This is a genomic window from Pseudomonas sp. (assembly GCF_030684895.1).
GTDB lineage: Bacteria > Pseudomonadota > Gammaproteobacteria > Pseudomonadales > Pseudomonadaceae > Aquipseudomonas.
This window is the reverse complement of sequence record NZ_JAUXXP010000013.1, coordinates 116354-140314: the sequence shown is the minus strand read 5'-3', so window position 1 is coordinate 140314 and position 23961 is coordinate 116354. Positions and strand designations below refer to the sequence as shown.

Sequence of the window (23961 nt, the reverse complement as noted above, 5' to 3'; positions counted from 1 at the left end):
CAGAGGGTCGGCGGTTCGATCCCGTCATCACCCACCACTCTTGTGAAACCGGACGAAAGTCCACCGACGCGCAGCGGTAGTTCAGTCGGTTAGAATACCGGCCTGTCACGCCGGGGGTCGCGGGTTCGAGTCCCGTCCGCTGCGCCATTTTTTCCAGCTTGATTTCGCTTAAGCTGAGATGGAAAAGCCCTAACAGGCTGCTTCATCCGAAGAAGCAAGAGTTGTACGGACGAAAGTCCACCGACATGCAGCGGTAGTTCAGTCGGTTAGAATACCGGCCTGTCACGCCGGGGGTCGCGGGTTCGAGTCCCGTCCGCTGCGCCATATTAGAAAGCCCGCTGATAGCGATATCAGCGGGTTTTTTATTGGCTGCCTTTTAGGTCTTCACTCTGAAGACGCGTTGCGCGACAACCTGTCATCTTGCGTTCATCTGCCTGCTCTAGCTTGATTGGCATGCTCTTTGTTTATGCAATGAGCGGTTGCTGACTTATCGAGTAGGAGGAGCAGGTAATGGACGATTATCAAGAAGAGCTGCTGGAAGCGCGCGCCACCGAGCAGGATGTGCCGGAGCGCGATGAAGACGCCACCGAGCTTTGATTCGTTTTAGAGCTGCTAGAGCGCTCGGCGTTGCTCGCGGCGATATTCGCCCGGGGTTTGCTGGTTCCAGCGTTTGAATGCGCGCTGGAAGGCTTCGGCTGAGGCAAAGCCGAGCAGGTAGGCAATTTCGCCGAAGGCCAGCTCGGTGTCGCGAATATAGGCCATGGCCAGGTCGCGGCGGGTGTCGTTGAGGATGCTGCGAAACTGCGTGCCTTCCTCGGCCAGTTTGCGTCGCAGGGTCCAGGTCGGTAGCTGCAGGCGTGCGGCTACTTCGGCGAGGTCCGGTTCGCGGCCGTGCAGCAATGGGCCGAGCAGCTGAGTAATGCGCTCGCGCAGGTTGCGGGTGCGGGTCAGCTGCGTCAGTTCCCGCTCACAGATTTCCAGCAGATGCCGCCAGGTGCTTGGGCAGTGTTCGGGGTTGCGCAGGTTCAGGCTCTGCTGACTCAGGCGCAGCTGGTTGTGTTCACTGGCAAACTCCACCGGGCAGGCAAACAATTCGCCGTACTGCATCGCATAGCTGGGTGCGGGAAATTCTATCTGCACTTTCTCCACGGGCAGGGCCTGTTGCGCCAGCTTGCTGAGCTGTTGCGTCCAGCTGGCCAGTACTGAGTCGACCACGAAGCGGTTGTAGGCGTTGTACGGGCTGATCGAATAGAAGCGCAGCCAGGCGCCCTGAGCGTCTTCGTGCAGGCTGGATTGGCCGCGGTAGTTGCTGGCATACAGCGGCTCGAAGCGAATCAGCGCCCGCGCCGCCTCCCGCACCGTCGGTGCCTGCATGGCCGTGACGCCGGCCAGGCCAAGTTGGCTCAGGCGGCTGGTTTGCCCCATCAGCAGGCCCAGGCCGGGTTCGCCACATTGCTGGATGGCGCTATGACCCAAACGCATATAGCGCGGGATCGACAGTCGCGCGCGCGGTTCGGCCAGGCGCGCGGCATCCAGGCCGTAACTATCGAGCAGTGGTTGCGGGTCATGGGCGCAATGACGCATGGCATCGGCCAGGCTGTCGACAAAGCCCACCGACAGATCACCGAGTTTCACCCGTGTGCTTTTCAGCATTGCAGCGTTATTCCGTCTGCGCCCATTCAGTGCTGGGCATTTAGATAAGGTACCAGGGTAGGCAGGTGCTTGGGCTTTGCCAAGAGCTGCTGCTCTTTTTGATCATTAGGTTGTTACTTTAGGTCATTGAGCTGTTCGGCGCGGCTGATTATCGTCTAGACCATATTCGACCGCGACCCGCTAAGAGGTTGCGGCATCCGTGAAAGCCAACACCCGATGTGGAGATTTCCATGACTGCTCAGTACCCCCAACTGCTGGCCCCGCTTGATCTGGGCTTCACCACCCTGAAGAACCGCACCCTGATGGGTTCGATGCACACCGGGTTGGAAGAAAAGCCCAATGGCTTTGAGCGTATGGCGGCGTACTTCGCCGAACGTGCCCGTGGTGGCGTTGGCTTGATGGTGACGGGCGGTATTGGCCCAAACGATGAGGGCGGCGTGTATTCCGGCGCAGCCAAGCTGACCACTGCGGAAGAGGCGGAAAAGCACAAGATCGTCACCCGTGCGGTGCACGCAGCGGACGGCAAGATCTGCATGCAGATCCTCCACGCTGGCCGTTATGCCTACAGCCCGAAGTCGGTAGCGCCGAGCGCCATTCAGGCACCGATCAACCCGTTCAAGCCGCGCGAGCTGGACGAGGAGGGCATCGAGAAGCAGATCCAGGATTTTATCAACTGCTCCGTGCTGGCCCAGCAGGCCGAGTACGACGGTGTGGAGATCATGGGTTCGGAAGGTTATTTCATTAACCAGTTCCTCGCCGCCCACACCAACCATCGCACCGACCGTTGGGGCGGTAGCTACGAGAACCGCATGCGTCTGCCGGTGGAAATCGTCCGCCGTGTGCGCGAGGCTGTCGGCCCGAATTTCATTATCATCTACCGCCTGTCGATGCTCGACTTGGTCGAAGGTGGGAGCACTTGGGACGAGATCGTTCTGCTGGCCAAGGCCATCGAGAAGGCCGGTGCCACGATCATCAACACCGGTATCGGCTGGCACGAAGCGCGTATCCCGACCATCGCCACCAAGGTGCCGCGCGCTGCGTTCACCAAGGTCACTGCCAAGCTGCGCGGTGAAGTGAGCATTCCGCTGATCACCACCAACCGCATCAACACCCCGGAAGTGGCCGAACAGGTGCTGGCTGAGGGCGATGCCGACATGGTCTCCATGGCCCGTCCGTTCCTCGCCGATCCGGACTTCGTCAACAAGGCTGCAGAAGGCCGCAGCGATGAGATCAACACCTGCATCGGTTGTAACCAGGCCTGCCTGGACCACACCTTTGGTGGCAAGCTGACCAGCTGCCTGGTCAACCCGCGTGCTTGCCACGAGACCGAGCTGAACTACATTCCGACCACCGCGGTGAAGAAGATCGCCGTGGTCGGTGCCGGTCCTGCTGGTCTGTCTGCTGCCACCGTGGCCGCCGAGCGTGGCCATAGCGTGACCCTGTTTGATTCGGCCAGCGAAATCGGCGGCCAGTTCAACGTGGCCAAGCGCGTGCCGGGCAAGGAGGAGTTTTTCGAAACCCTGCGCTACTTCAAGCGCAAGCTGGAAACCACCGGTGTTGATCTGCGCCTGAATACCCGCGTATCGGCCGATGACCTGGCCAAGGGCGGTTATGACGAAATCATCCTGGCCACCGGTATCGCCCCGCGCACCCCTGCCATTCCGGGCATTGAACACGCCAAGGTGATCAGCTACCTGGATGCCATCCTGCAGCGCAAGCCGGTTGGCCAGAAGGTTGCGGTGATTGGCGCCGGCGGCATCGGCTTCGACGTCTCCGAGTTCATTACTCATCAAGGTGAGTCGACCAGCCTTAACCGCGAGGAGTTCTGGAAGGAGTGGGGCATCGACGGCGCGCTGGAAGCCCGCGGTGGTGTGGCGGGCATTCAGGCCCATCCGCATCCGGCGGCGCGTGAAGTGTTCCTGCTGCAGCGCAAGAAATCCAAGGTCGGCGACGGCCTGGGCAAGACCACCGGCTGGATTCATCGCACCGGCCTGAAGAACAAGAATGTGCAGATGCTCAACTCGGTCGAGTACCTCAAGGTCGACGACGCCGGCCTGCATATCAGCATCGCCGGTGGCGAGCCGCAGGTGTTGCCAGTGGATACCGTAATCGTCTGCGCCGGCCAGGACCCGCTGCGCGAGCTGCAGGAAGGCCTGGAAAACGCCGGGCAGAACGTGCACCTGATTGGTGGTGCCGATGTGGCCAGTGAACTGGACGCCAAGCGCGCAATCAACCAGGGCTCGCGCCTCGCCGCCGAACTCTAAGTAGTCAACGCCCCGCCTAGTGCGGGGCGTTTTGTATATGGCTGACAATAATAAGGAGAAGCCCGTGTCCGATAATCCTCAACTACAACCGGCTGCCGCCGCCACGCTCGCGCAGTGGCATAGCTTGATGCAGAACAGCGACCTGCGCAGCCTGCCGGAGTTGCTGCACCCGCAGGCGGTGTTCCGTTCGCCCATGGCGCACAAGCCCTATGCCGGTGCGCCCATGGTGTCGCTGATCCTCAATACCGTGAGCAAGGTGTTTGTCGATTTTGCCTATCACCGCGAGCTGGCCAGTGCCGATGGGCTTAACGTGGTGCTGGAATTCAGTGCCAAGGTAGGCGAGCGCGAGCTCAAGGGCATCGACATGATTCGCTTCGATGAAGCCGGCAAGATTGTCGATTTTGAAGTGATGGTTCGCCCCATGAGTGGCCTGCAGGCCTTGGGTGAGGAAATGGGCCGACGCCTGGCGCCATTCCTGGCTGCTGCCAAAGCCTGAAGCGTTGCACCAAACCCATCACAGTTTCACCCTGTTAGCCGGTTTTTAGCGCCTGCCTGGCAGGGTGACTGCCAACCCAGTCACATTGCTGGGCTTGGTTTTTCCCCTAGACTTGCCTGAACAAGGGTATAGCGCCTGCGACGTGGGGCTTGCTTAACCCGTCAGAATGTTGGCAGTCTTGCCATGTGCGCCATTTTTTGCACAGCATAGGCAAGATGAGTCACCGCTGAGCGGAGCACCCGTTTCGGTCTAGAGGAAAAGCGATGAGCATGCAGAACAAGCCGCAGATGGTTGAGGCCGTACTGTTCTTCAGTGAGCGCGGCGGCATCTGCAAGCAAATGTTTTTCCCCGAATTCGAAGCCTTGCTCGACGGCGTGGTAAATATGCCGGAGTTTGCCGATCAGCAGATGCGTGTAGCGTACGTGCTGATCAACCCGCGTTTGCTGATCAAGGCGCTGGTGTTTTTCTACCTGGATTTCGACGAAAAGGGCGCGCCTGACTCCGGTTGGAATATCCCTTTGCAAGCCTTGGCCGAGCGTGCCGGGCGTGGCCCTGACCTAGGCGCCGGGCCAATTCGTCTGGCTTGCCGCAGCCAATGCCCAGTGTCCTGGCATCAGATGCACCTCTGGGACCCCAGCCTGACCCCAGGTCATAACGATCTGGCGCTGCTGCGCGATGTAGTCAAACGCAACAGCCTCGGTTTGCTGGCTGAAGACGATAATGCTCCGGCGGTTGCGCCCGAGCGTCTGCAGATGGCTTCGGAGGATAAGTGGTACGCCGCGGACCCCGCTCAGGAAGAAGCCGCCAAAGCCACAGAAAAGCTTGATCAGGAGCAGCGTGTGAAAGCCGCGCAACTGATCAAGCAGCAGCGTTTGCGCATCACCAGCCTGACTCAGCAGCACGAAGAAGAACTGGCTAAGTTCAAGCTGGCCAGCGATGAGCAGAGTAGAAATCTGCAATCGCAAATCCACGGCTTACACCAGGCCTTGCGTCAGCAGGAAGAGCACAACGCAGCGCTGAAGGCGCAACTGGCTGCTCAGGCGGCGAGTTTCCAGAGCTCCCGTGAAGAGATGACCGAGCAACTGCGTGCGTTGGAGCGTGATGGCCGTAGTGAGAGCGACAGCTTGCGGGCGCAGTTTGAAGGCGAGATGCGGGCCAAAATCGCCTCGGCAGTGGCCGAATACAAAGAGCAGATTGCTATTCGCGATGTTGAATTGGCTTATCGCGGCGAGCAGGACACCCAGGCGCTGCAGGAGATCAATCGCCTCAAGCGCGCTTACGCCGATCTGGCCAGCCAGGGTGGTGATCAGATTCTTGAGCGTCTGGCCAAGCTCGGTGTGGTCTTTGTGGTCTATCACCCAGGCGCGGGCCACCTGACCATCCCGCTGCAGGACATTGCGGCCTACCAGGACAACCCCATGGCCTATGCCGCGGCCAAGTGTTTTGTCAGTGAAGAACAGTACCGCCACTGGCTGGCGCATTATCAGCAGCCGAGTTGCGAAGCCTTGCTGTCAAGTGGTGAGCGCTGCGCCATCCCCATTGACCGTATTGATACGCCCAGCCGTTTTGCCCTGGGTGAGTCCAATTGTTGTGCGCGGCACAAGGCCAGCAGCCGTTTGCGTACTGTCAGCTAACCTTGCCGGTTGTCCTGCCTGACTGGGCGCCCCGTGCCCCTTTGCAGCATTTTTCGCTGGATTGGTCAGTCGTCGCTGGAGTTGAGCTGGCGGTGCTGCGCCTGGATCTGCTCGATCCACTGATCAGCGGCAATAAATGGTTCAAGCTCTCCCATCATCTACGCGCCGCACAGGCCAGTGGCGCCACTGGCGTGATCAGCCTGGGCGGCGCGCACTCCAATCATCTGCATGCCCTGGCCGCAGCCGGTAAACGCTTTAATTTCCAAACTGTCGGGCTTTTGCGCGGCCACCCGCAGCAGACGCCGACTGTGGCTGATCTGCAGGCTTTCGGTATGCAGCTGCACTGGCTGGGTTATGCGGGTTATCGCGCGCGGCATGCGGTCGACTTCTGGTTACCTTGGCAGGCGCACTATCCGGGCTTTTATCGGCTGCCGGAGGGTGGCGGTGGTCTGCCGGGTGCGCTGGGCTGCATGAGCTTGGTGCAGCAGGTTCGTGACCAGCTGCCAAGCCTCGGTTGGGCTGATTACGACGCCTGGTGGCTGGCGGCAGGCACGGGCACCACCCTGGCCGGTTTGCTGTTAGGCGAAGCCGCCGCGCATCCGCTGCATGCGGCGTTGGCCGTACCGGCCGATCATGGCGTCGAGCAACAGGTGCAGGCGATTGTCCAGGCTGCGGATATGCCAGTTGGACGTTATCAGTTGCATGAGGCCAGCCGAGGTGGATTTGCCAAGGTGGATGCTGAGTTGCTCGACTTTATGCGAACTGCGGAAGCGCAAAGTGGCGTGCCGCTGGAGCCGCTGTATACCGCCAAGGCATTAATGGCGTTGCGCCAGCAGGTCGAGGCCGGTTACTTTGCTCGCGGCAGCCGCCTGGTGTTTGTCCACACAGGTGGCTTGCAGGGCCGTGCTGCGGCGCTTAAAGCATGCTCGGCCGATTAACCCGGCTACACTGAATTTCACCAGCGGAGCCTGGATATTCCATGAGCGAACCCCTTAACCCCGAACAGTTACGCAGCCTGACGCCACTTAACGTGTTGTCCGAGCAGCAGTGGCGCGAGTTGCGTACGCAATTGGTACCGCAGCCGTTGCTGGCGGGGCAGTTGTTGTTTCGTCCAGGGGACCAGGCACGCTTGACTTACTACCTGCTGGCGGGCGAGTTGCTGCTGCAATCGGTCGACGGCCAGGAGCAACGCTTGCAGGCCGGCAGCGAGGCCAGTTGTCACCCACTTTCACCGAGCCTGCCGCGCTTGCATGAAGCACGGGCGCTGACCGATGCCAGCGTGCTGGCGCTGGACACCGCGACCCTCAATCGTCTGCTGACTTGGCGCCTGGCCTACCAGGATTTGCTGCTGGAACTGGGGCAGAACCATGCCGAAGTCGAGTGGCTGGAGCGCCTGCTGGAAAATCCGCTGTTTGCCAAGGTGCCGCCGTCTAACGTGCGCGCCATGCTGGAGCGTCTGCAGCGTATCGAATTGGTCGCTGGCAGCACCGTGCTGCAGGAAGGCGATGTCGGTGACAGCTGCTACTTTCTGAAAAATGGCCGGGCCGAAGTGATTCGCGGCGCGGACAGTGCGCAGCAGGTGTTGGCTGAGCTGGAGATTGGCGCCTGCTTTGGAGAGGAGGCCTTGCTGGCTGACAGCCCGCGTAATGCCACGGTGACCATGCTGGAAGACGGCGTAGTGCTGCGCTTGGATCGGCAGGACTTCTTCGCCCTGCTGAAGGCCCCGGTGGTCGATGAGGTGTCGCTTGGCGAAGCATCGCGTTTGCTGGCGGCGGGGGCGCAGTGGCTGGATGTGCGTCTGCAGGAAGAATACGAGCGGGCCCATGCGTTGCAGTCACTGAATATGCCGCTGCAACTGCTGCGTCTGAAAGCGCGCCTGTTGGATAAGACGCGCACCTACCTGTGTTATTGCGATAGCGGCAAGCGCAGCAGCAGTGCGGTGTTTCTGCTCTCGCAGCTTGGTTACCGCGCCTACGCCCTGCGTGATGGGGTGGATGCCTTGCCGGCGATCCAGCGTGATGCGCTGTTGTGTGAAAGTGGCTCGGGCTACCTGGCGCGCTCGGGCGGGCGCACCGAGCGCAGTCTCTGAACTAGTCGGCCGGTTGCGCCGGCCAATGATCATTCACCAGAAACACTCGCTCGGCTTCCAGCCAGTCATGCTGTGGGCCTGCAATCAGACGAACGAGCAGCTGCGCGTTGGCATCGCTCGGCAGCGCCGTGAGCCATTGATTGAACTGCTCGCGCAACCACAGATGTTCTTCCTCGATATGTGCGGACGCCAGCCAGGCGTGCCGTGCTAGCGGCTGCCAGTGACCTGGGTTGTGCGCGGCAAAAGGTGTCCAGTCAGCGCGATGCAGCCAGCGCCCACGCAGGTGTGTTGGGTTGCCATCCGCTGGCGCGGCATAGGAAGGCTGCTGCCAGGGATAGAACAGATAACCGCCCAGCCACAGCGCCGCCTGAGGCCGCTGAATATCCAGCTCGGTTAAGCGCTGTTGCGCTTCGGCGCGGGCCGACAGCGGCAGCTGGTGCTGACCCAGATGCGTCAGCTTGAGATCCAGGCGGTCGTGGCTGCCGGGGCCTAACCAGTGCGCCAGCTCTGCGCCGCTGCATGGCGGCTGGCCCAGATAAAGCTTGATCGCCAGCTCCAGGTGATGCACACCTTCCTCATCGCGCAGCAGCATATCCAGCTCACCCAGGGTATGGCCCTGCTGGCGGATCGGCAGGTTGGCTGCCAGCACCTCGATACCCGGCGCGGCGTGCAGGGCAAACTGCCAGAGCCGTTCGTAGTACAGCCCCAGGCGGCGCACCGAACTCTGGCTCAGCCAGTGGAGAAGGGTATGGCTGTCGGCATCCAGGCTCAGCAACCAGTCCGCCAGGGCGTCGGGTTGCTGGCTCCAGCGGCTGGCCTTGAGCGGGTGACGCTGTGGCCAAGGCGTCTGCGCCAGCAGTGGCGGCGAGAGCAGCGCCCAGGCCAGGTCGCGTACAGCAGGCTGGCGCAGCTGCGAGGGCAGATCGCTGAGTGAAGGGAAGGGCGTCATGTTGCGAGCATAGCGCTTAGAGGCGGTTTACGGTCTGCTGTGCGTCGGCCTTGCTGCGTAAAAGCAACCCCGCGAGCTCTTCAGCAAGCCTTAAGCGCTGTCATAGCCGGTCAGCGGTTTGCTGCTGCCATGGGCTTTCGCCCATAATCCGACCCACTAGATCCAGAGCCTGGCGGGAGCACCATGGAGCAGTTTCGTAATATCGGCATCATCGGTCGGCTGGGCAGCACCCAGGTACTCGACACCATTCGCCGGCTGAAGAAATTTCTGCTCGCTCGTCACCTGCATGTGATCCTCGAAGACACCATTGCCGAAGTGCTGCCGGGCCATGGCTTGCAGACCTCGTCACGCAAGATTCTCGGCGAAGTCTGCGATCTGGTGATCGTCGTCGGTGGTGACGGCAGCATGCTCGGCGCCGCCCGCGCTCTGGCGCGGCACAAGGTGCCGGTGCTGGGCGTCAACCGTGGCAGCCTGGGCTTTCTCACCGATATTCGCCCCGATGAGCTGGAAGTGAAGGTGGCTCAGGTACTCGAAGGGCATTACCTGACCGAGAACCGCTTTCTGCTGGAGGCCGAGGTACGCCGTAATGGCGAGGCCATCGGTCAGGGTGATGCGCTCAACGATGTGGTGCTGCATCCGGGTAAATCCACGCGGATGATCGAGTTCGAGCTGTTTATCGATGGCCAGTTCGTCTGCAGCCAGAAGGCTGACGGCCTGATTGTCGCCACACCGACCGGCTCCACGGCCTATGCGCTGTCCGCCGGCGGGCCGATCATGCACCCCAAACTGGATGCCATCGTGATCGTGCCGATGTACCCGCATACGCTGTCCAGTCGACCGATTGTGGTGGATGGCAACAGCGAGCTGAAAATCGTCGTGTCCAAGGATCTGCAGCTGTATCCGCAGGTGTCCTGCGACGGGCAGAATCACTTCACCTGCGCCCCCGGCGACACCGTCACCGTGGCCAAGCGGCCGCAGAAGCTGCGCCTGATTCACCCGCTGGATCACAACTATTACGAAGTCTGTCGCAACAAGCTGGGCTGGGGTAGCCGGCTCGGCGGGGGGGCTTGATGCGCCTCGATCCAGCTCGCGGTTACGACCTGATCGGCGATATCCATGGCTGCGCGAAAACCCTGGAACATCTGCTGAGCACCCTGGGCTATCGCCAGCAGGGCGGGGTGTGGCGTCATCCGCAGCGTATGGCGATTTTCCTTGGCGACCTTGTCGACCGTGGCCCGCGCATCCGTGAGGCGCTGCACCTGGTGCGCGATATGGTCGTGGCCGGCCAGGCGCTGTGCATCATGGGCAATCATGAGTTCAATGCCCTGGCCTGGAGCACGCCGGCTGCGCCCGGTAGCGGCCGGCAGTTTGTCCGTGAGCACACGCCACGGCATGCGCGCCTGATCAAGGAAACCCTGGAGCAGTTCGACGCCTATCCGGCGGAATGGCAGGCATTTCTCGACTGGTTCTACGAGTTGCCGCTGTTTATCGATGCCGGGCATTTCCGCGTGGTGCATGCCTGTTGGGACGACAGCCTGATTGAGCCGCTGCGTGCGCAATTTGCCGATGGCTGCATCGATGAGCATTTTCTCCAGGCAGCTGCCGTGCATGGCAGCTTTGCCAATACCGCGCTGGATCGCCTGCTGCGCGGCACTGATATGCGTCTGCCGCACGGCATGACCCTGACCAGTGATGACGGTTTTACCCGCGCGCACTTTCGCACCAAGTTCTGGGAAGAAGACCCGCAAACCTACGGCGATATAGTCTTCCAGCCCGATGCCCTGCCGGAACTGGCAGCGCAGATGCCACTCAGCGAGATGCAGAAAACCGAACTGCTCAAATACGGTGCCGATCAGCCATTGTTGTTTGTCGGCCACTACTGGCGCAGCGGCAAACCTGCCCCGATTCGCAGCAACCTGGCCTGCCTGGATTACAGCGCCGTACTCAACGGCAAACTGGTGGCCTATCGCCTCGACCAGGAAACGCGCCTGGATGCCAGCAAGTTCGTCTGGGTCGATGTCGAAAGCCCGGAGGCGCGGCCATGAGTGCTGTAGTGGCAATGCGCTTGCCTGAGCAGGTCGACTTGAGCGGCTTTATCAGTTTGCTGCAGCGCTTGCAGGTGCCGCACCGCGTCGCTGAAGAGGCGGGCGAGCAGGTGCTCTGGGTGCCTGGCGAGCAACTGGCCGAGCAAGTACGCGAACTCTATGGGCGCTACCCGCAAGGCGATGCTGAGGTGTTGCTTGAGCCGTCACCGGCTTCTGCAGAGGCCGCGCCGAGTTTTGTTCAGCAGCTGAAAGCCAGCCGTATGGCGGCTGTTGTTCTATTGCTGACCTTTATTGCAGCCGCTATCACCTTGCTCGGCGATAACCTGGCGACGGTCAGCTGGCTAAGCTTTGTCGACTATCGCGTGCAGGGCGATTACATCTACTTCAGCTACCTGAACGACACGCTGGCCAGCGGTCAGTGGTGGCGGCTGCTGACGCCAATGCTGATTCACTTCGGCATCCTCCACCTGGCGATGAATACCCTGTGGTACTGGGAGCTGGGCCGGCGGATCGAGGCGCGTCAGGGGGCCGTGATGCTGTTGGGGCTGACCCTGCTGTTTAGCCTCGCGGCCAATTTCGCCCAGTACCTGCATGCCGGCCCATCGCTATTCGGCGGCCTTTCCGGGGTGCTGTACGGTCTGCTCGGGCATTGCTGGATTTTCCAGCGCCTGGCGCCGACTCCCGCTTATCGGCTGCCGCCAGGCGTATTGGTGATGATGCTGGCTTGGCTGCTGATCTGCATGACCGGCATCTTCGAGCTGCTGCAATTCGGCGCTATTGCCAACGCGGCGCATGTCGGCGGCCTGCTGGCCGGTTGTCTGACCGGGCTGGTCGGCGGTGCGCTGGCGCGTCGGCGACACAGTTAGTTCTTCTACAGGCTGGTAAACTGCCACTTTGCATTTGGAGGCGCCATGTCGTCCTTTCTTGAAGCGATTGAAAACATCACCCCTGAGATCTACCAGAGCCTCAAGCTGGCTGTGGAAATCGGCAAATGGCCGGATGGCCGCAAGCTGAGCCAGGAGCAGAAGGAGCTGACCCTACAGGCGCTGATTGCCTGGGAGATCCACAACCTGCCGGAAGACGAACGCATCGGTTATATGGGCCCGCAGGAATGCAGCTCCAAGTCCGAGCCTGTGCCCAATCTGTTGTTCAAGTCCTCGGATACCCTGCACTGATGAGCGAGTTGGCCCGTGGTGCCCTGAGCAAAATGGCGGCGCAGCTGGATGCGCCGGTGCAATACAGCTTTCGCCTGGGCGATGAATTGCTGCCGGTTAATCCGCTGATCGGCAAAAGTCTGCGTCTGGAGTTCCTCGGCGCGATCCACTGCACCCATTGCGGGCGCAAAACCAAGAGCAGCTTCAGTCAGGGCTATTGCTACCCCTGCATGCAGAAGCTGGCGCAGTGCGATATCTGCATCATGAGCCCGGAGCGCTGCCACTATGAGGCCGGCACCTGCCGCGAGCCGAGCTGGGGCGAGCAGTTCTGTATGACCGATCATGTGGTCTACCTGGCCAATTCCAGCGGCGTCAAAGTCGGCATCACCCGCGCCACGCAGATTCCTACACGCTGGATCGACCAGGGCGCAACGCAGGCGCTGCCGATTCTGCGGGTTGCCACCCGTCAGCAGTCCGGCTTTGTCGAAGACCTGCTGCGCAGCCAGGTGGCGGATAAAACTAACTGGCGCGCGCTGCTCAAGGGCGATGCCGCGCCGGTCGACCTGCTCGCCGTGCGCGATCAGCTGTTCGCCAGTTGCGGCAGCGGCTTGACCGAACTGCAGCAGCGTTTTGGCATCCAGGCCATCCAGCCGCTCAGCGATCAGCCCGTGGTAGAGATTGCCTACCCGATTGAGGCCTACCCGGCGAAGATCACCAGTTTCAACCTGGACAAGAATCCGCTGGCCGAGGGCACGTTGCTGGGCATCAAGGGCCAGTACCTGATGTTCGACACCGGCGTGATCAATATCCGCAAGTACACCGCTTACCAGCTGGCCGTTCACGAACTGGCCGCCTGAGTTACTTATTCGCGAACCCGGCGCCCGCGCGCCGCAGACAAAGGGCCACAAGCCATGCGCACCGAACAGCCGAAGATGATCTACCTCAAGGACTACCAGGCCCCGGATTATCTGATTGATGAAACGCACCTGACCTTCGAGTTGTTCGATGACCATACCCTGGTGCACGCGCAACTGGTGATGCGCCGCAACCCGGCTGCCGGCGCTGGTTTACCACCGCTGGTGCTGGACGGCCAGCAGCTGGAACTGCTCAGCGTGGCGCTCGACGACCGCGAGCTGAGTGCCGGCGATTACCAGCTAAGCGACAGCCATCTGACCCTGCAGCCGACCAGCAACAGTTTCGTGATCGACAGCAGCGTGCGCATCCACCCGGAAAGCAACACCGCGCTGGAAGGCCTGTACAAATCCAGCGGCATGTTCTGCACCCAGTGCGAGGCCGAGGGTTTCCGCAAGATCACCTATTACCTCGACCGCCCGGACGTGATGAGCAAGTTCACCACCACCCTGAGCGCCGAGCAGCACAGCTATCCGGTGCTGCTGTCCAATGGCAACCCGATTGCCAGCGGCAGTGAGGAAGGCGGCCGGCACTGGGCGACCTGGGAAGACCCCTTTATGAAGCCGGCTTACCTGTTCGCCCTGGTCGCCGGTGACCTCTGGTGCGTGGAAGACAGCTTCACCACCATGAATAATCGTGACGTGGCACTGCGTATCTATGTCGAGCCGGAAAACATCGACAAATGCCAGCACGCCATGGACAGCCTGAAAAAATCCATGAGGTGGGATGAAGAGGTCTACGGCCGTGAATACGACCTGGACATCTTTATGATCGTCGCGGTCAACGACTTCAATATGGGCGCCATGGAAAACAAGGGCCTGAATATCTTCAACTCCAGTTGTGTGCTGGCCAAGGCCGAAACCGCCACCGACGCCGCGCACCAGCGCGTTGAAGCGGTGGTGGCCCACGAATACTTCCACAACTGGTCGGGCAACCGCGTGACCTGCCGCGACTGGTTCCAGCTGTCGCTAAAGGAAGGCTTTACCGTATTCCGCGACGCCGAGTTCAGTGCCGATATGCACTCGCGTACGGTCAAGCGTATCGAGGACGTGGCCTACCTGCGCACCCACCAGTTCGCCGAAGATGCCGGCCCGATGGCCCATCCAGTGCGCCCGGATGCCTTTATGGAGATTTCCAACTTCTACACCCTGACGGTGTACGAGAAGGGCTCGGAAGTGGTGCGCATGATCCGCACCCTGGTCGGTGCCGAGGGTTTCCGCAAGGGCAGCGACCTGTACTTCGCCCGCCACGATGGTCAGGCGGTGACCTGTGATGATTTTATCCGCGCGATGGAAGAGGCCAATGGCATCGACCTGACCCAGTTCAAGCGCTGGTACAGCCAGGCCGGCACACCGCGCCTGGAGGTCAGTGAAAGCTATGACGCGGCTGCCAACAGCTATCGCCTGCATTTTCGCCAGAGCTGCCCGGCTACTCCCGGGCAGGCGGAAAAACAGCCCTTTGTTATCCCTGTGGAGCTGGCTTTGCTGGATGCCCAGGGTCGTGAGCTGCCGCTGCAATTGGTCGGTGAAGATGCTGCAGGTGAGCGTTCCCGTGTGTTGCAGGTGACCGAAGCCGAGCAGGCGTTCACCTTTGTCAATCTGTCGGAAAAACCGCTGCCCTCCTTGCTGCGCGGCTTCTCGGCGCCGATCAAGCTGAGCTTCCCCTACAGCCGTGATCAGTTGATGTTCCTGATGCAGCACGACAGCGATGGCTTCAACCGCTGGGAGGCGGGGCAGCAACTGTCGGTGCAGGTGCTGCAGGAGCTGATTGGCCAGCATCAGCGTGGCGAGCCGTTGGTGCTCGATCAACGCTTGGTCGAGGCCTGTCGCACGCTGCTGGCCGATGACTCGCTGGATCAGGCCATGGTTGCCGAGATGCTCTCGCTGCCGGGTGAGGCCTATCTGACCGAAATCAGTGACGTGGCCGATGTTGAGGCCATCCACGCCGCCCGTGAGTTTGCCCGTAAGCAACTGTCGACTGCGCTGTTTGATCTGCTGTGGCAGCGTTACCAGAGTAACCGCGAGGTTTCCCGTGTCAGCGTCTATGTGGCCGAGGCCGAACACTTTGCCCGGCGCAGTCTGCAGAACATCGCGCTGTCCTATCTGATGCTTAGCGGCAAGGCCGAGGTGTTGGCGGTTTGTCTTGAGCAGTTCGAGCACGCCGACAATATGACCGAGCGTTTGACGGCGCTGGCGGTGCTGGTCAATTCACCGTTCGAGGCCGAGAAGGCCACTGCACTGGCCAGCTTTGCCGATTTCTTCAAGGACAACCCGCTGGTGATGGACCAGTGGTTCAGCGTGCAAGCCGCCTGCGCCTTGCCGGGCGCGCTGCAGCGTGTTGAGCAACTGATGCAGCACCCGGCGTTTACCCTGAAGAACCCGAACAAGGTGCGCGCCCTGATCGGTGCATTTGCCGGACAAAACCTGCTGGGCTTCCACCAGGCTGACGGCAGTGGCTACCGCTTCCTGGCGGATCAAGTCATCACCCTGAATGCCCTCAACCCGCAGATCGCCTCCCGCTTGCTGGCGCCGCTGACGCGTTGGGCCAAATATGGCAGTGCCCGTCAGGCGCAGATGAAGGAGCAGCTGCAGCGCATTTTGGCTTCTGGCGAGCTGTCCAGTGATGTCTATGAAGTGGTCAGCAAGAGCCTGGCTGGTTAATCAGTGAGCGGTAACAATCTAGGGTGGCGGCGCCACCCTAGATAAAGTTTTGGGTGTGCTTGGTCGATTTTTGAGCAGCGCGTTAACACTAAAGACCGATCTTGCGGATCTATGCGCAACGCATAGGGTTACAGGTTCTTCACTCAGTCCTTTTTACCGGTACAAAAGTGTTACCTGGCTTAATCAGGTAACACTTTTTGTGTTACCTGATTAACTGTAAGCAAAGTTTGCGCAATATGAATTGAACTGCTTGGCTTGACCTTGGCTGATTTGTTTGAAGCGTCTGGGCGTGCACAACACAGCAAGGTGGCTGATCGCGCCAGATGGTAGGACAAAATAGGAAAAATCTGTCACTGCATGCGGTTATATGGTTGCTGAATGACCAGTCACAAAGTGGATTTATAGTTTGAGCGCGTGCGGTGCTGGATTTTTTATACGGTCGTTTGAATTGGCACTATGGTTGCAGGGAACTAAATCGATTTGACCTCGTCATGGTGCACGCCAAACAGTGAGGTGCGTGCAAACGCGTTGGGGGCTTGCCTTCCAATCAACATTTAAGGCCGTCATCAGTACGGCCATAACGTGCCCCAGCGGTTGGGGTACAAAAAAGATGATCTGTCCACGGAGTAATGTTTCGATGGAAATTAAGTCCCGTAAGCCCGTATTGCGTTTCGCACCTGCCAAGGCAGGTTTTGCTTTTGTCGGTCTTCTTCCCCTGCTGGTAGCGGCTCACGCCCAGGCAGTGGAATTCAGCTTCGCCGACGATGAAATCAGCGGCTCCATCGATACCACCGTGTCCTACGGCCAACTCTGGCGCGTCCAGGGCCAGGATAAGACCAACAACGACATCAATACCAACGACGGTAACCGTAACTTCAATACCGGTCTGGTCTCTGAAGTGTTCAAGGTCACTACCGATATGGAAGTGACTTACCAGAACTACGGTGCCTTTGTGCGCGGTACTGCGTTCTATGACACCCAGATCATGGATAAGCGCAACAATTACTACGACACCAGCCTGGCTTATCAGCCAAGCCAGAACGTACCAAACGATGACAGCTTTACCCGTGCTACTCGCCACAGTGCAGGCCGTAACGCAGAAATTCTTGATGCCTATGTTTATGGCAGTTGGGATGTTGGCAATATGCCGGTGGGTGCGCGTTTCGGTAAGCAGGTATTTAACTGGGGTGAAGGTTTGTTCTACCGCGGTGGTGTTAATACCACCAATCCGGTTGATGCTGGCAAGTTTCGTCTGCCAGGTGCCGAAGTGAAAGAAGTACTGGTTCCGGTTGAGGCGCTGAGCTTTAGTGTCGGCTTGACCGATAATATTTCAATGGATGCTTTTTATCAGTTCAACTGGAAAGAGTCGGCCATTGATCCAGTTGGTACTTATTTCTCTGAAACTGACCTTTTTGGTGAGGGTGGTAATACAGCTTATAACAATTTTGCGGGTACTGCTTTGGCTCCTGCAATTACAGGCTACAATGCTATTGCTGCAGGCCGAGGTAATGCTAATCCGGCGGTCGCGGCTGCATTGCTTAACGCTGCAACTGCAGCCGGTGTTTACCAGGGTGGGGTGAATAAGAGCTTTGGTAGTATTTTGAAGGTTGCTGATGTTACAGATGATATTAATGCAAAAAATGATGGTCAGTATGGTTTGTCGTTTAAGTATATCGCTGAGAGTTTGAATTCTACAGAATTTGGGGCTTATCTTGTTAATTATCATGCCAAAGAACCAACTATCTATGCCGATCTTAATGGTTATGATGGGGTTAATATTGGTACTTTGACCGGTAATTTGTGCGGTATTGCTACAGGTGGCCTTGATCCTAACTGTGCCAACCCTAATAGTGCTACTTTTCAGAGTTTCCTGCCAACCGCCGGCGGTTTGGCAACTGTTGATCTTCTGGGAGCCACTCAGGCTAAGCGCGAGTATGCTGAAGATATTCGTATGTACGGGTTCAGCTTTAATACCACATTGAATGAGACTTCGGTTTTTGGGGAGTTGGCTTATCGTCCAAATCTTCCGGTAGGTATTGCTGCAACTAACGATTTGCTAGGTGACTTGGTTCGGCAGGGTGCGAGTCTCGCGAATAATACTGCTGGTAATAAGGGTAGTGGTTTGATTGCAGGTCAACAGATCAATCGTGACAGTCGCGTAAGTAACTCTCGCCGAGTTGAAGCGTTCAATTCATCGATCGGTGCTATACACAACTTTGGCAATGTGCTGAGCTTTGATTCGTTATTTGGTGTGGCTGAAGTTGCTTCCGAGCATCTGCGTGGTGATAGTCTGAAATATAACTCTGTGGATGGCGTGCGTTGCATCGCGGGCCGTGCTAATACCTCTTACTCCACTGATGCCGCTATGGCCAAGCAAGACTGTGCGACGTCTGATGCTTATGGCTATACGCTGGTGCTGTCGGGCACTTGGAACGACGTATATGCCGGCGTAAACCTGTCGCCATTCACCGTGTTCAAACACGACTTCCAAGGCAACTCGCATCAGACTGGTAACTTCATTGAAGACCGCAAGGCATACACTCTGGGGCTTCGCGCCAGCTACCTGAATAGCCTGGAAGCGGAAATCCAATACACCGAGTTTATGGGTGCCGGTCAAAGCAACTCTGGCCGCGACCGCGACAATATCGGCTTGAACGTCAAGTATTCCTTCTAAACATAACTAGAAAATATCGAGTGCCTGCGGGCACTCGGTTGATGACTTATTTCACGGAGAATCAAGATGCTGAAAAAGCACACGCTGATTGGTGCTGCCATTGCGCTGGCACTGTCCGCTGGCAGCGCGTTCGCTGCAGTTTCGCCTGCGGAAGCGGCCAAGTTGGGCGCAAGCCTCACCCCGTTCGGTGCCGAGAAAGCCGGCAACGCGGCTGGCACCATCCCTGAGTGGACCGGTGGTATCACCCAGGTTCCGGCGGCTTACAAGACGCCAGGCCAGCACCACGTAGATCCGTTTGCTGATGACAAGCCGCTGTTTACCATCACCAAAGCCAATCTGGATCAGTACAAAGACAACCTGACCCCAGGTCAGATTGCGATGTTCAACACCTACCCGAACAGCTACCAGATGCCGGTCTACCAGACCCGTCGTTCTGGTTCTGCGCCAAAGTGGGTGTATGACAACACCATCAAGAACGCCAGCACCGCCAAGTTGCTCGATGGCGGTAACGGCTTCTCCGACGCCTACGGCGGCATCCCGTTCCCGATCCCGCAAAATGGCGTAGAAGCGCTGTGGAACCACATCGCACGCTACCGTGGTACCTACATCGTGCGCCGCGCTTCGGAAGTAGCCGTGCAGCGTAACGGCAGCTACTCCCTGGTGACCTCGCAGCAGGAAGCCATGTTCAAGTTCTACAACCCGAAAGGGACTGCAGCTGACCTGAACAACATCATGTTCTACTACCTGTCCTTCACCAAGAGCCCGGCGCGTCTGGCTGGCGGCGCGGTACTGGTGCACGAAACCCTGGATCAGGTAAAAGAGCCGCGTCAGGCTTGGGGCTATAACGCCGGTCAGCGTCGCGTGCGCCGCGCGCCGAACCTGGCCTATGACACCCCGATCGCTGCCGCTGACGGCCTGCGTACTGCAGACGACACCGACATGATCAACGGTTCGCCAGATCGTTATGACTGGAAGCTGATCGGCAAGAAGGAAATCTACATTCCTTACAACAGCTACAAGGTCACCAGCCCTGAAGTGAAGTACAAGGACCTGCTGCAAGTCGGTCACTTGAACCCAGCCTATACGCGCAACGAGCTGCACCGTGTGTGGGTAGTCGAGGGCACGCTGAAGTCGGGCTCGCGTCACATCTACTCCAAGCGCACCCTGTTCCTCGACGAGGACAGCTGGCAAGCAGCAGTGGTTGATCAGTACGACGGTCGTGGCGAGCTGTGGCGCGTTTCGATTGCCTACCTGAAAAACTACTACGACCTGCCGACCACCTGGTCTGCGCTGGATAGCTTCCACGATCTGCAAGCCCGTCGTTACCACGTGCAGAACCTGGATAACGAAGAGCCAGGTACCATCGACTTCAGCCAGGCTGTGCCGGATGACGGTTACTTCAAGCCTGCTGCGCTGCGTCGCCGCGGTACGCGTTAATCCGCGTGTAGGTTGAGCAAAAGGCCGCTACTGTTGTAGCGGCTTTTTGCTATTTGTCGGTCGAACAGGGCATGGTAGACGGGCGGGTTTAACAAAACATAACGTCGCGCCGATTGTCAGGCCTTTTGAAAGCTCAGTAGGATAGGCGCACTGCTAAAAGGGTAGTGCTACCTATAAGAATAAGGGGGAAGGTATATGAGTGAGCCCGTCATGCGGCGCACCCAGGCCGGTCGTGTTGTGGGATCGTCCCGCGCACCGGCGCTCCGCGTCCACTCACCGATAGCCAAAGCGCTGTCGCTGTGCAGTGTGCTATCTGTGCTGATGTTTACCAGCGCGCCACTGCAGGCTGCCAGCGATGATGTCAGTCATTACTCGGTAACCTCTGCCAAAGCTTCACATACCTTGCTGTTGGATGTCGCCAGCCTGGGCAAGCGCCTGGTCACCGTGGGTGATCGCGGGCATATCCTCTACTCCGATGACAACGGCGCAAGCTGGGCTCAGGCCAAAGTGCCGACTAAGCAGATGCTCACTGCCGTGTTCTTTATCGACGACAGCCATGGTTGGGCTGTTGGTCACGACGCGCAGATTCTTGCCAGCACCGATGGCGGCGCCACCTGGGTCAAGCAGTTCGAAGACCTTGAGCGTGAAGCGCCGTTGCTGGATGTCTGGTTCAAGGACCGCAACAACGGCTATGCCGTAGGTGCTTACGGCGCCTTGTTGGAAACCACCGATGGTGGCGCCAGCTGGGAAGATGTCAGCGACCGCATGGACAACGAAGACGCCTACCACCTCAACGCCATTGTCGAAGTCAAAGACTCCGGTCTGTTTGTTGTGGGCGAGCAGGGCGCGATGTTTCGCTCCCCGGACTGGGGGCAGACCTGGGAAACCTTGAAAGGCCCTTACGCCGGTTCGCTGTTCGGTGCCCTCGGCACTGATGAACCCGGTGCTTTGCTGGTTTATGGCCTGCGTGGGCACCTGTTCCGCTCGGCAGACTTCGGTGCGACCTGGCAGGCAATCAGCCTGAACACCGCCAATAATGGCCCTCTGGAGTTTGGTCTGGCTGATGGCAATCGTCTGGCCGACGGTTCCATTGTGGTGGTTGGGCATGGCGGCACCGTACTTAAGAGCACCGACAACGGCCGCAATTTCAGTGTGACCAATCGTGCCGACCGGCTTTCGCTGGCAGGCGTTGCAGCAATGGAAAACGGCAATCTGATTCTGGTAGGGCAGGGTGGCGTTCATGCTGCTGCGCCTACTGGCGCCGATCTGGGCCAACAACAATAAGCCGGGAGCCTTTGCATGAGTAAGCACCAACAACAACCAGCCTCCTTTTTGGAGCGGTTGATTTTCAACAATCGCCCGGCCGTGATTCTGCTGTGCCTGTTGATCAGTCTGTTTCTGTTCTTCCAGGCGGCGCAGGTGCGTCCGCAGACCAGCTTCGAGAAGATGATTCCGCTGGGGCATCCGTATATTCAGAAGATGCTCGAGCACCGCAATGACCTGGCGAACCTGGGTAACACCGTGCGTATCTCGGTGGAAGCGGTGGATGGCGATATCTTCAGCAAGGAATACATGGAGACGCTGCGTCAGATCAACGACGAAGCCTTCTATATTCCGGGTGTCGACCGTTCCGGCCTGAAGTCGCTGTGGAGCCCAAGCGTACGCTGGACCGAAGTGACTGAAGAAGGTTTTGCCGGCGGTGAAGTGATTCCGCAAACCTACGACGGCTCTTCGGAAAGCCTCGAAGAACTGCGCAGCAACATCCTCAAGTCCGGGCAGATTGGCCGTCTGGTGGCCAACAACTTCAAGTCGAGCATCGTTGACTTGCCGTTGCTGGAGACCTATGCCGACCCAAATGATCAGAGCAAGCAGATCCCGCTGGATTATCAAAAGTTCTCCCACGAGCTGGAAGAGAAGATCCGCGATAAGTACCAGGCGCAGAACCCCAACGTCAAAGTACACATCATCGGTTTCGCCAAGAAAGTCGGCGACCTGATCGATGGTCTGATTGGTGTGGCGCTGTTCTTTGCTGTGGCAATCGCCATTACCTTTGTGCTGCTGCTGTGGTTCACCCATTGCTTCAAGAGCACCTTGGCGGTGGTTCTGACCACGTTGATTGCGGTGGTCTGGCAGCTGGGTTTGCTGCACACCCTGGGCTTCGGGCTTGATCCGTACTCGATGCTGGTGCCGTTCCTGGTCTTCGCCATCGGTATTTCCCACGGTGTGCAGAAGATCAATGGCATTGCCATGGCTTCGGGCGAGGCGACCGATTCGCTGTCTGCCGCGCGCATGGCTTTCCGTCAGCTGTTTATTCCGGGCCTGGTGGCGCTGCTGTCGGATGCGGTGGGCTTTATCACGCTGCTGCTGATCGATATTGGTGTGATCCGCGAGCTGGCCATCGGCGCATCCATGGGTGTGGCGGTGATCATTCTGACCAACCTGATTCTGCTGCCGGTGATGATTTCCTATATCGGCATCAGCAAGAAGGCGGTGCAGATCAGCCGTGAAGAAGCCGCTAAAGAACATCCTTTCTGGCGCTTTCTGTCCAAGTGCGCGCACCCGATGGTGGCGCCGATCTCCGTGGTGGTTGCCGTTGCGGCGCTGGCCGGTGGGGTGTGGTACGGGCAGAACCTGAAGATCGGCGACCTCGATCAGGGCGCACCTGAGCTGCATCCAGATTCGCGCTACAACCTGGATAACGACTTTGTCATCCGTAACTACTCCACCAGCTCCGATGTACTGGTGATCATGGTCAAGACGGCACCTGAAGGCTGCTCGACTTACCCGACTTTGTCGGCCATGGATGAGTTGATGTGGAAGATGGAGAACACCGAAGGCGTGCAGTCAGCCATTTCCATGGTTACCGTGTCGCGTCAGGTGATCAAGGGCATGAACGAGGGCAACCTGAAATGGGAAACCCTGTCGCGTAACCAGGACGTGCTGAACAACTCAATTGCCCGGGCCGACGGCCTGTACAACGGCGATTGCTCGGTCGCTCCGGTGCTGGTGTTCCTCACCGACCACAAGGCGGAAACCCTGTCCCGCGCGGTTAAAGTCGCCGAAGATTTTGCCAAGCAGAACAACAAGGACGGCCTGGAGTTTATTCTGGCCGCCGGTAACGCCGGGATTGAAGCGGCCACCAATGAGGTGATCGCCGCGTCCGAAACCACCATGTTGATCGCGGTGTATGCAGCCGTAAGTATCATGTGCCTGCTGACCTTCCGCTCCCTGGCAGCCACCCTCTGCGTAATCCTGCCGCTGGTATTGACCTCGGTGCTGGGCAACGCCCTGATGGCCTATATGGGCATCGGTGTGAAGGTGGCGACTCTGCCGGTAATCGCGCTGGGCGTGGGGATTGGTGTCGACTACGGCATCTATATCTACAGCCGCCTGGAGACTTACCTGCGTCAGGGGCTGTCGCTGCAGGACGCTTACTACGAGACCCTCAAGTCGACCGGTAAAGCGGTGCTGTTCACCGGCGTCTGCCTGGCGATTGGCGTGGCCACCTGGATTTTCTCGGCGATCAAATTCCAGGCCGACATGGGCCTGATGCTGACCTTTATGTTCCTCTGGAACATGATCGGCGCGATCTGGCTGCTGCCTGCTCTGGCACGCTTCCTGATCAACCCGGAGAAGCTGCGCAACAAGGCCTAGGCCTGATACGCAGTCGCAATACTAAAAGCCGCGGCCCTTGGGTCGCGGTTTTTTATTGTCTATGGGTTAGGTCGGTAGATGGCTTTTGTGGCGTGGACTTGCCCGCGAATCGTGTTTGGTTCTAGCAGTTTCGCGGCCAAGGCCGCTCTCACAACAGCGGGCGCCGTAGCCCGGATAAGCCTTGGCGCAATCCGGGAGGCAGTCTCCGCCCAACTCACAGGTCACTGCGCAAGCATCCAGGCCCCGGACTGCGCTGCGCTTGTTCGGGCTACGTGCTGAAATAGCAAAAGCTCGCGGCTAAAGCGGAACGCCGCCCGGCCCCTCCCACGGTCTGTACTTG

Annotated in this window: 17 protein-coding genes and 2 tRNA genes; 17 read left to right on the top strand and 2 right to left on the bottom strand. The window is 59.0% G+C overall.

Translation table 11 applies throughout. The annotated features are described in order from the left end of the window. Positions 1-70 precede the first annotated feature (70 nt). Together Q8M42_RS02620 and Q8M42_RS02615 are read left to right on the top strand one after the other, a co-directional pair. Positions 71-147: transfer RNA gene (locus Q8M42_RS02620), tRNA-Asp, on the top strand. 100 nt (positions 148-247) lie between these two features. Continuing rightward, positions 248-324, top strand: a tRNA-Asp gene (locus Q8M42_RS02615). A 288-nt stretch (positions 325-612) separates the two neighbouring features. On the opposite strand, the gene Q8M42_RS02610 is transcribed toward Q8M42_RS02615, so the two are convergent. Continuing rightward, positions 613-1653 carry an AraC family transcriptional regulator gene (locus tag Q8M42_RS02610; protein ID WP_370692686.1) on the bottom strand — a complete coding sequence of 347 codons (1041 nt, stop codon included), beginning with the start codon at positions 1651-1653 and terminating at the stop codon, positions 613-615. A 230-nt stretch (positions 1654-1883) separates the two neighbouring features. Between Q8M42_RS02610 and Q8M42_RS02605 the strand changes: the two genes are divergently transcribed. The 5 genes from Q8M42_RS02605 to Q8M42_RS02585 all read left to right on the top strand — a co-directional run bounded on the left by Q8M42_RS02605 (position 1884) and on the right by Q8M42_RS02585 (position 8136). Beyond that, positions 1884-3917 carry an NADPH-dependent 2,4-dienoyl-CoA reductase gene (locus Q8M42_RS02605; protein ID WP_304864193.1) on the top strand — a complete coding sequence of 678 codons (2034 nt, stop codon included), beginning with the start codon at positions 1884-1886 and terminating at the stop codon, positions 3915-3917. Between the two features lie 127 nt (positions 3918-4044). Further along, positions 4045-4413 (top strand): nuclear transport factor 2 family protein, encoded by a 369-nt coding sequence (locus Q8M42_RS02600; protein ID WP_304864476.1) that lies wholly within the window; start codon positions 4045-4047, stop codon positions 4411-4413. 263 nt (positions 4414-4676) lie between these two features. Then, a complete protein-coding gene (locus Q8M42_RS02595) occupies positions 4677-6047 on the top strand; it encodes a chromosome partitioning protein ParA (protein ID WP_304864191.1) in 1371 nt (456 codons plus the stop codon). 2 nt (positions 6048-6049) lie between these two features. Then, on the top strand, positions 6050-6985 hold the full coding sequence (locus Q8M42_RS02590; RefSeq protein ID WP_304864189.1) for a 1-aminocyclopropane-1-carboxylate deaminase/D-cysteine desulfhydrase: 936 nt from the start codon (positions 6050-6052) through the stop codon (positions 6983-6985). Between the two features lie 41 nt (positions 6986-7026). Beyond that, on the top strand, positions 7027-8136 hold the full coding sequence (locus Q8M42_RS02585; protein ID WP_275963114.1) for a cyclic nucleotide-binding domain-containing protein: 1110 nt from the start codon (positions 7027-7029) through the stop codon (positions 8134-8136). Position 8137: 1 nt separating this feature from the next. Here the strand turns inward: Q8M42_RS02585 and Q8M42_RS02580 are convergent, their stop codons facing one another. Beyond that, positions 8138-9085 (bottom strand): DUF1853 family protein, encoded by a 948-nt coding sequence (locus Q8M42_RS02580; RefSeq protein WP_304864187.1) that lies wholly within the window; start codon positions 9083-9085, stop codon positions 8138-8140. Positions 9086-9268: 183 nt separating this feature from the next. Between Q8M42_RS02580 and Q8M42_RS02575 the strand changes: the two genes are divergently transcribed. The 10 genes from Q8M42_RS02575 to Q8M42_RS02530 all read left to right on the top strand — a co-directional run bounded on the left by Q8M42_RS02575 (position 9269) and on the right by Q8M42_RS02530 (position 23621). Beyond that, a complete protein-coding gene (locus Q8M42_RS02575) occupies positions 9269-10156 on the top strand; it encodes an NAD(+) kinase (protein WP_090252309.1) in 888 nt (295 codons plus the stop codon). Continuing rightward, a complete protein-coding gene (locus Q8M42_RS02570; RefSeq protein ID WP_275963116.1) occupies positions 10156-11130 on the top strand; it encodes a metallophosphoesterase in 975 nt (324 codons plus the stop codon). The genes Q8M42_RS02575 and Q8M42_RS02570 overlap by 1 nt, the downstream gene beginning before the upstream one ends. Then, the gene (locus Q8M42_RS02565; protein ID WP_304864180.1) at positions 11127-11996 is read left to right on the top strand and encodes a rhomboid family intramembrane serine protease; all 870 of its coding nucleotides are present in this window, start codon (positions 11127-11129) and stop codon (positions 11994-11996) included. The genes Q8M42_RS02570 and Q8M42_RS02565 overlap by 4 nt, the downstream gene beginning before the upstream one ends. Positions 11997-12041: 45 nt before the next feature. Continuing rightward, positions 12042-12305: a YeaC family protein gene (locus Q8M42_RS02560; protein WP_304864178.1), complete on the top strand. Its 264-nt coding sequence runs from the start codon at positions 12042-12044 to the stop codon at positions 12303-12305. Next, positions 12305-13141: a DUF2797 domain-containing protein gene (locus Q8M42_RS02555; protein WP_304864176.1), complete on the top strand. Its 837-nt coding sequence runs from the start codon at positions 12305-12307 to the stop codon at positions 13139-13141. Before Q8M42_RS02560 ends, Q8M42_RS02555 begins: the two co-directional genes overlap by 1 nt. A gap of 54 nt (positions 13142-13195) precedes the next feature. Continuing rightward, positions 13196-15856 carry an aminopeptidase N gene (gene pepN / locus Q8M42_RS02550; RefSeq protein ID WP_304864174.1) on the top strand — a complete coding sequence of 887 codons (2661 nt, stop codon included), beginning with the start codon at positions 13196-13198 and terminating at the stop codon, positions 15854-15856. A 637-nt stretch (positions 15857-16493) separates the two neighbouring features. Next, positions 16494-18530: a DUF1302 domain-containing protein gene (locus tag Q8M42_RS02545; protein WP_304864173.1), complete on the top strand. Its 2037-nt coding sequence runs from the start codon at positions 16494-16496 to the stop codon at positions 18528-18530. 66 nt (positions 18531-18596) lie between these two features. Continuing rightward, complete coding sequence (locus Q8M42_RS02540) at positions 18597-19967, top strand: DUF1329 domain-containing protein (protein ID WP_304864171.1); 1371 nt, start codon at positions 18597-18599, stop codon at positions 19965-19967. Between the two features lie 195 nt (positions 19968-20162). Further along, positions 20163-21251, top strand: a complete 1089-nt coding sequence (locus Q8M42_RS02535) for a YCF48-related protein (RefSeq protein ID WP_304864169.1) — start codon at positions 20163-20165, stop codon at positions 21249-21251. A gap of 15 nt (positions 21252-21266) precedes the next feature. Then, positions 21267-23621 carry an RND family transporter gene (locus tag Q8M42_RS02530; protein WP_304864167.1) on the top strand — a complete coding sequence of 785 codons (2355 nt, stop codon included), beginning with the start codon at positions 21267-21269 and terminating at the stop codon, positions 23619-23621. Positions 23622-23961 lie beyond the last annotated feature (340 nt).

Bases quoted from the DNA above. Each gene is read 5' to 3' on its own strand.
- Q8M42_RS02595 (WP_304864191.1), top strand. From the start codon at position 4,677: ATGAGCATGCAGAACAAGCCGCAGATGGTTGAGGCCGTACTGTTCTTC.
- Q8M42_RS02530 (WP_304864167.1), top strand. From the start codon at position 21,267: ATGAGTAAGCACCAACAACAACCAGCCTCCTTTTTGGAGCGGTTGATT.
- Q8M42_RS02600 (WP_304864476.1), top strand. From the start codon at position 4,045: ATGCAGAACAGCGACCTGCGCAGCCTGCCGGAGTTGCTGCACCCGCAG.
- Q8M42_RS02585 (WP_275963114.1), top strand. From the start codon at position 7,027: ATGAGCGAACCCCTTAACCCCGAACAGTTACGCAGCCTGACGCCACTT.
- Q8M42_RS02565 (WP_304864180.1), top strand. From the start codon at position 11,127: ATGAGTGCTGTAGTGGCAATGCGCTTGCCTGAGCAGGTCGACTTGAGC.
- Q8M42_RS02580 (WP_304864187.1), bottom strand. From the start codon at position 9,085: ATGACGCCCTTCCCTTCACTCAGCGATCTGCCCTCGCAGCTGCGCCAG.
- pepN (WP_304864174.1), top strand. From the start codon at position 13,196: ATGCGCACCGAACAGCCGAAGATGATCTACCTCAAGGACTACCAGGCC.
- Q8M42_RS02555 (WP_304864176.1), top strand. From the start codon at position 12,305: ATGAGCGAGTTGGCCCGTGGTGCCCTGAGCAAAATGGCGGCGCAGCTG.
- Q8M42_RS02545 (WP_304864173.1), top strand. From the start codon at position 16,494: ATGGAAATTAAGTCCCGTAAGCCCGTATTGCGTTTCGCACCTGCCAAG.
- Q8M42_RS02560 (WP_304864178.1), top strand. From the start codon at position 12,042: ATGTCGTCCTTTCTTGAAGCGATTGAAAACATCACCCCTGAGATCTAC.
- Q8M42_RS02540 (WP_304864171.1), top strand. From the start codon at position 18,597: ATGCTGAAAAAGCACACGCTGATTGGTGCTGCCATTGCGCTGGCACTG.
- Q8M42_RS02535 (WP_304864169.1), top strand. From the start codon at position 20,163: ATGAGTGAGCCCGTCATGCGGCGCACCCAGGCCGGTCGTGTTGTGGGA.
- Q8M42_RS02575 (WP_090252309.1), top strand. From the start codon at position 9,269: ATGGAGCAGTTTCGTAATATCGGCATCATCGGTCGGCTGGGCAGCACC.
- Q8M42_RS02605 (WP_304864193.1), top strand. From the start codon at position 1,884: ATGACTGCTCAGTACCCCCAACTGCTGGCCCCGCTTGATCTGGGCTTC.
- Q8M42_RS02610 (WP_370692686.1), bottom strand. From the start codon at position 1,653: ATGCTGAAAAGCACACGGGTGAAACTCGGTGATCTGTCGGTGGGCTTT.
- Q8M42_RS02570 (WP_275963116.1), top strand. From the start codon at position 10,156: ATGCGCCTCGATCCAGCTCGCGGTTACGACCTGATCGGCGATATCCAT.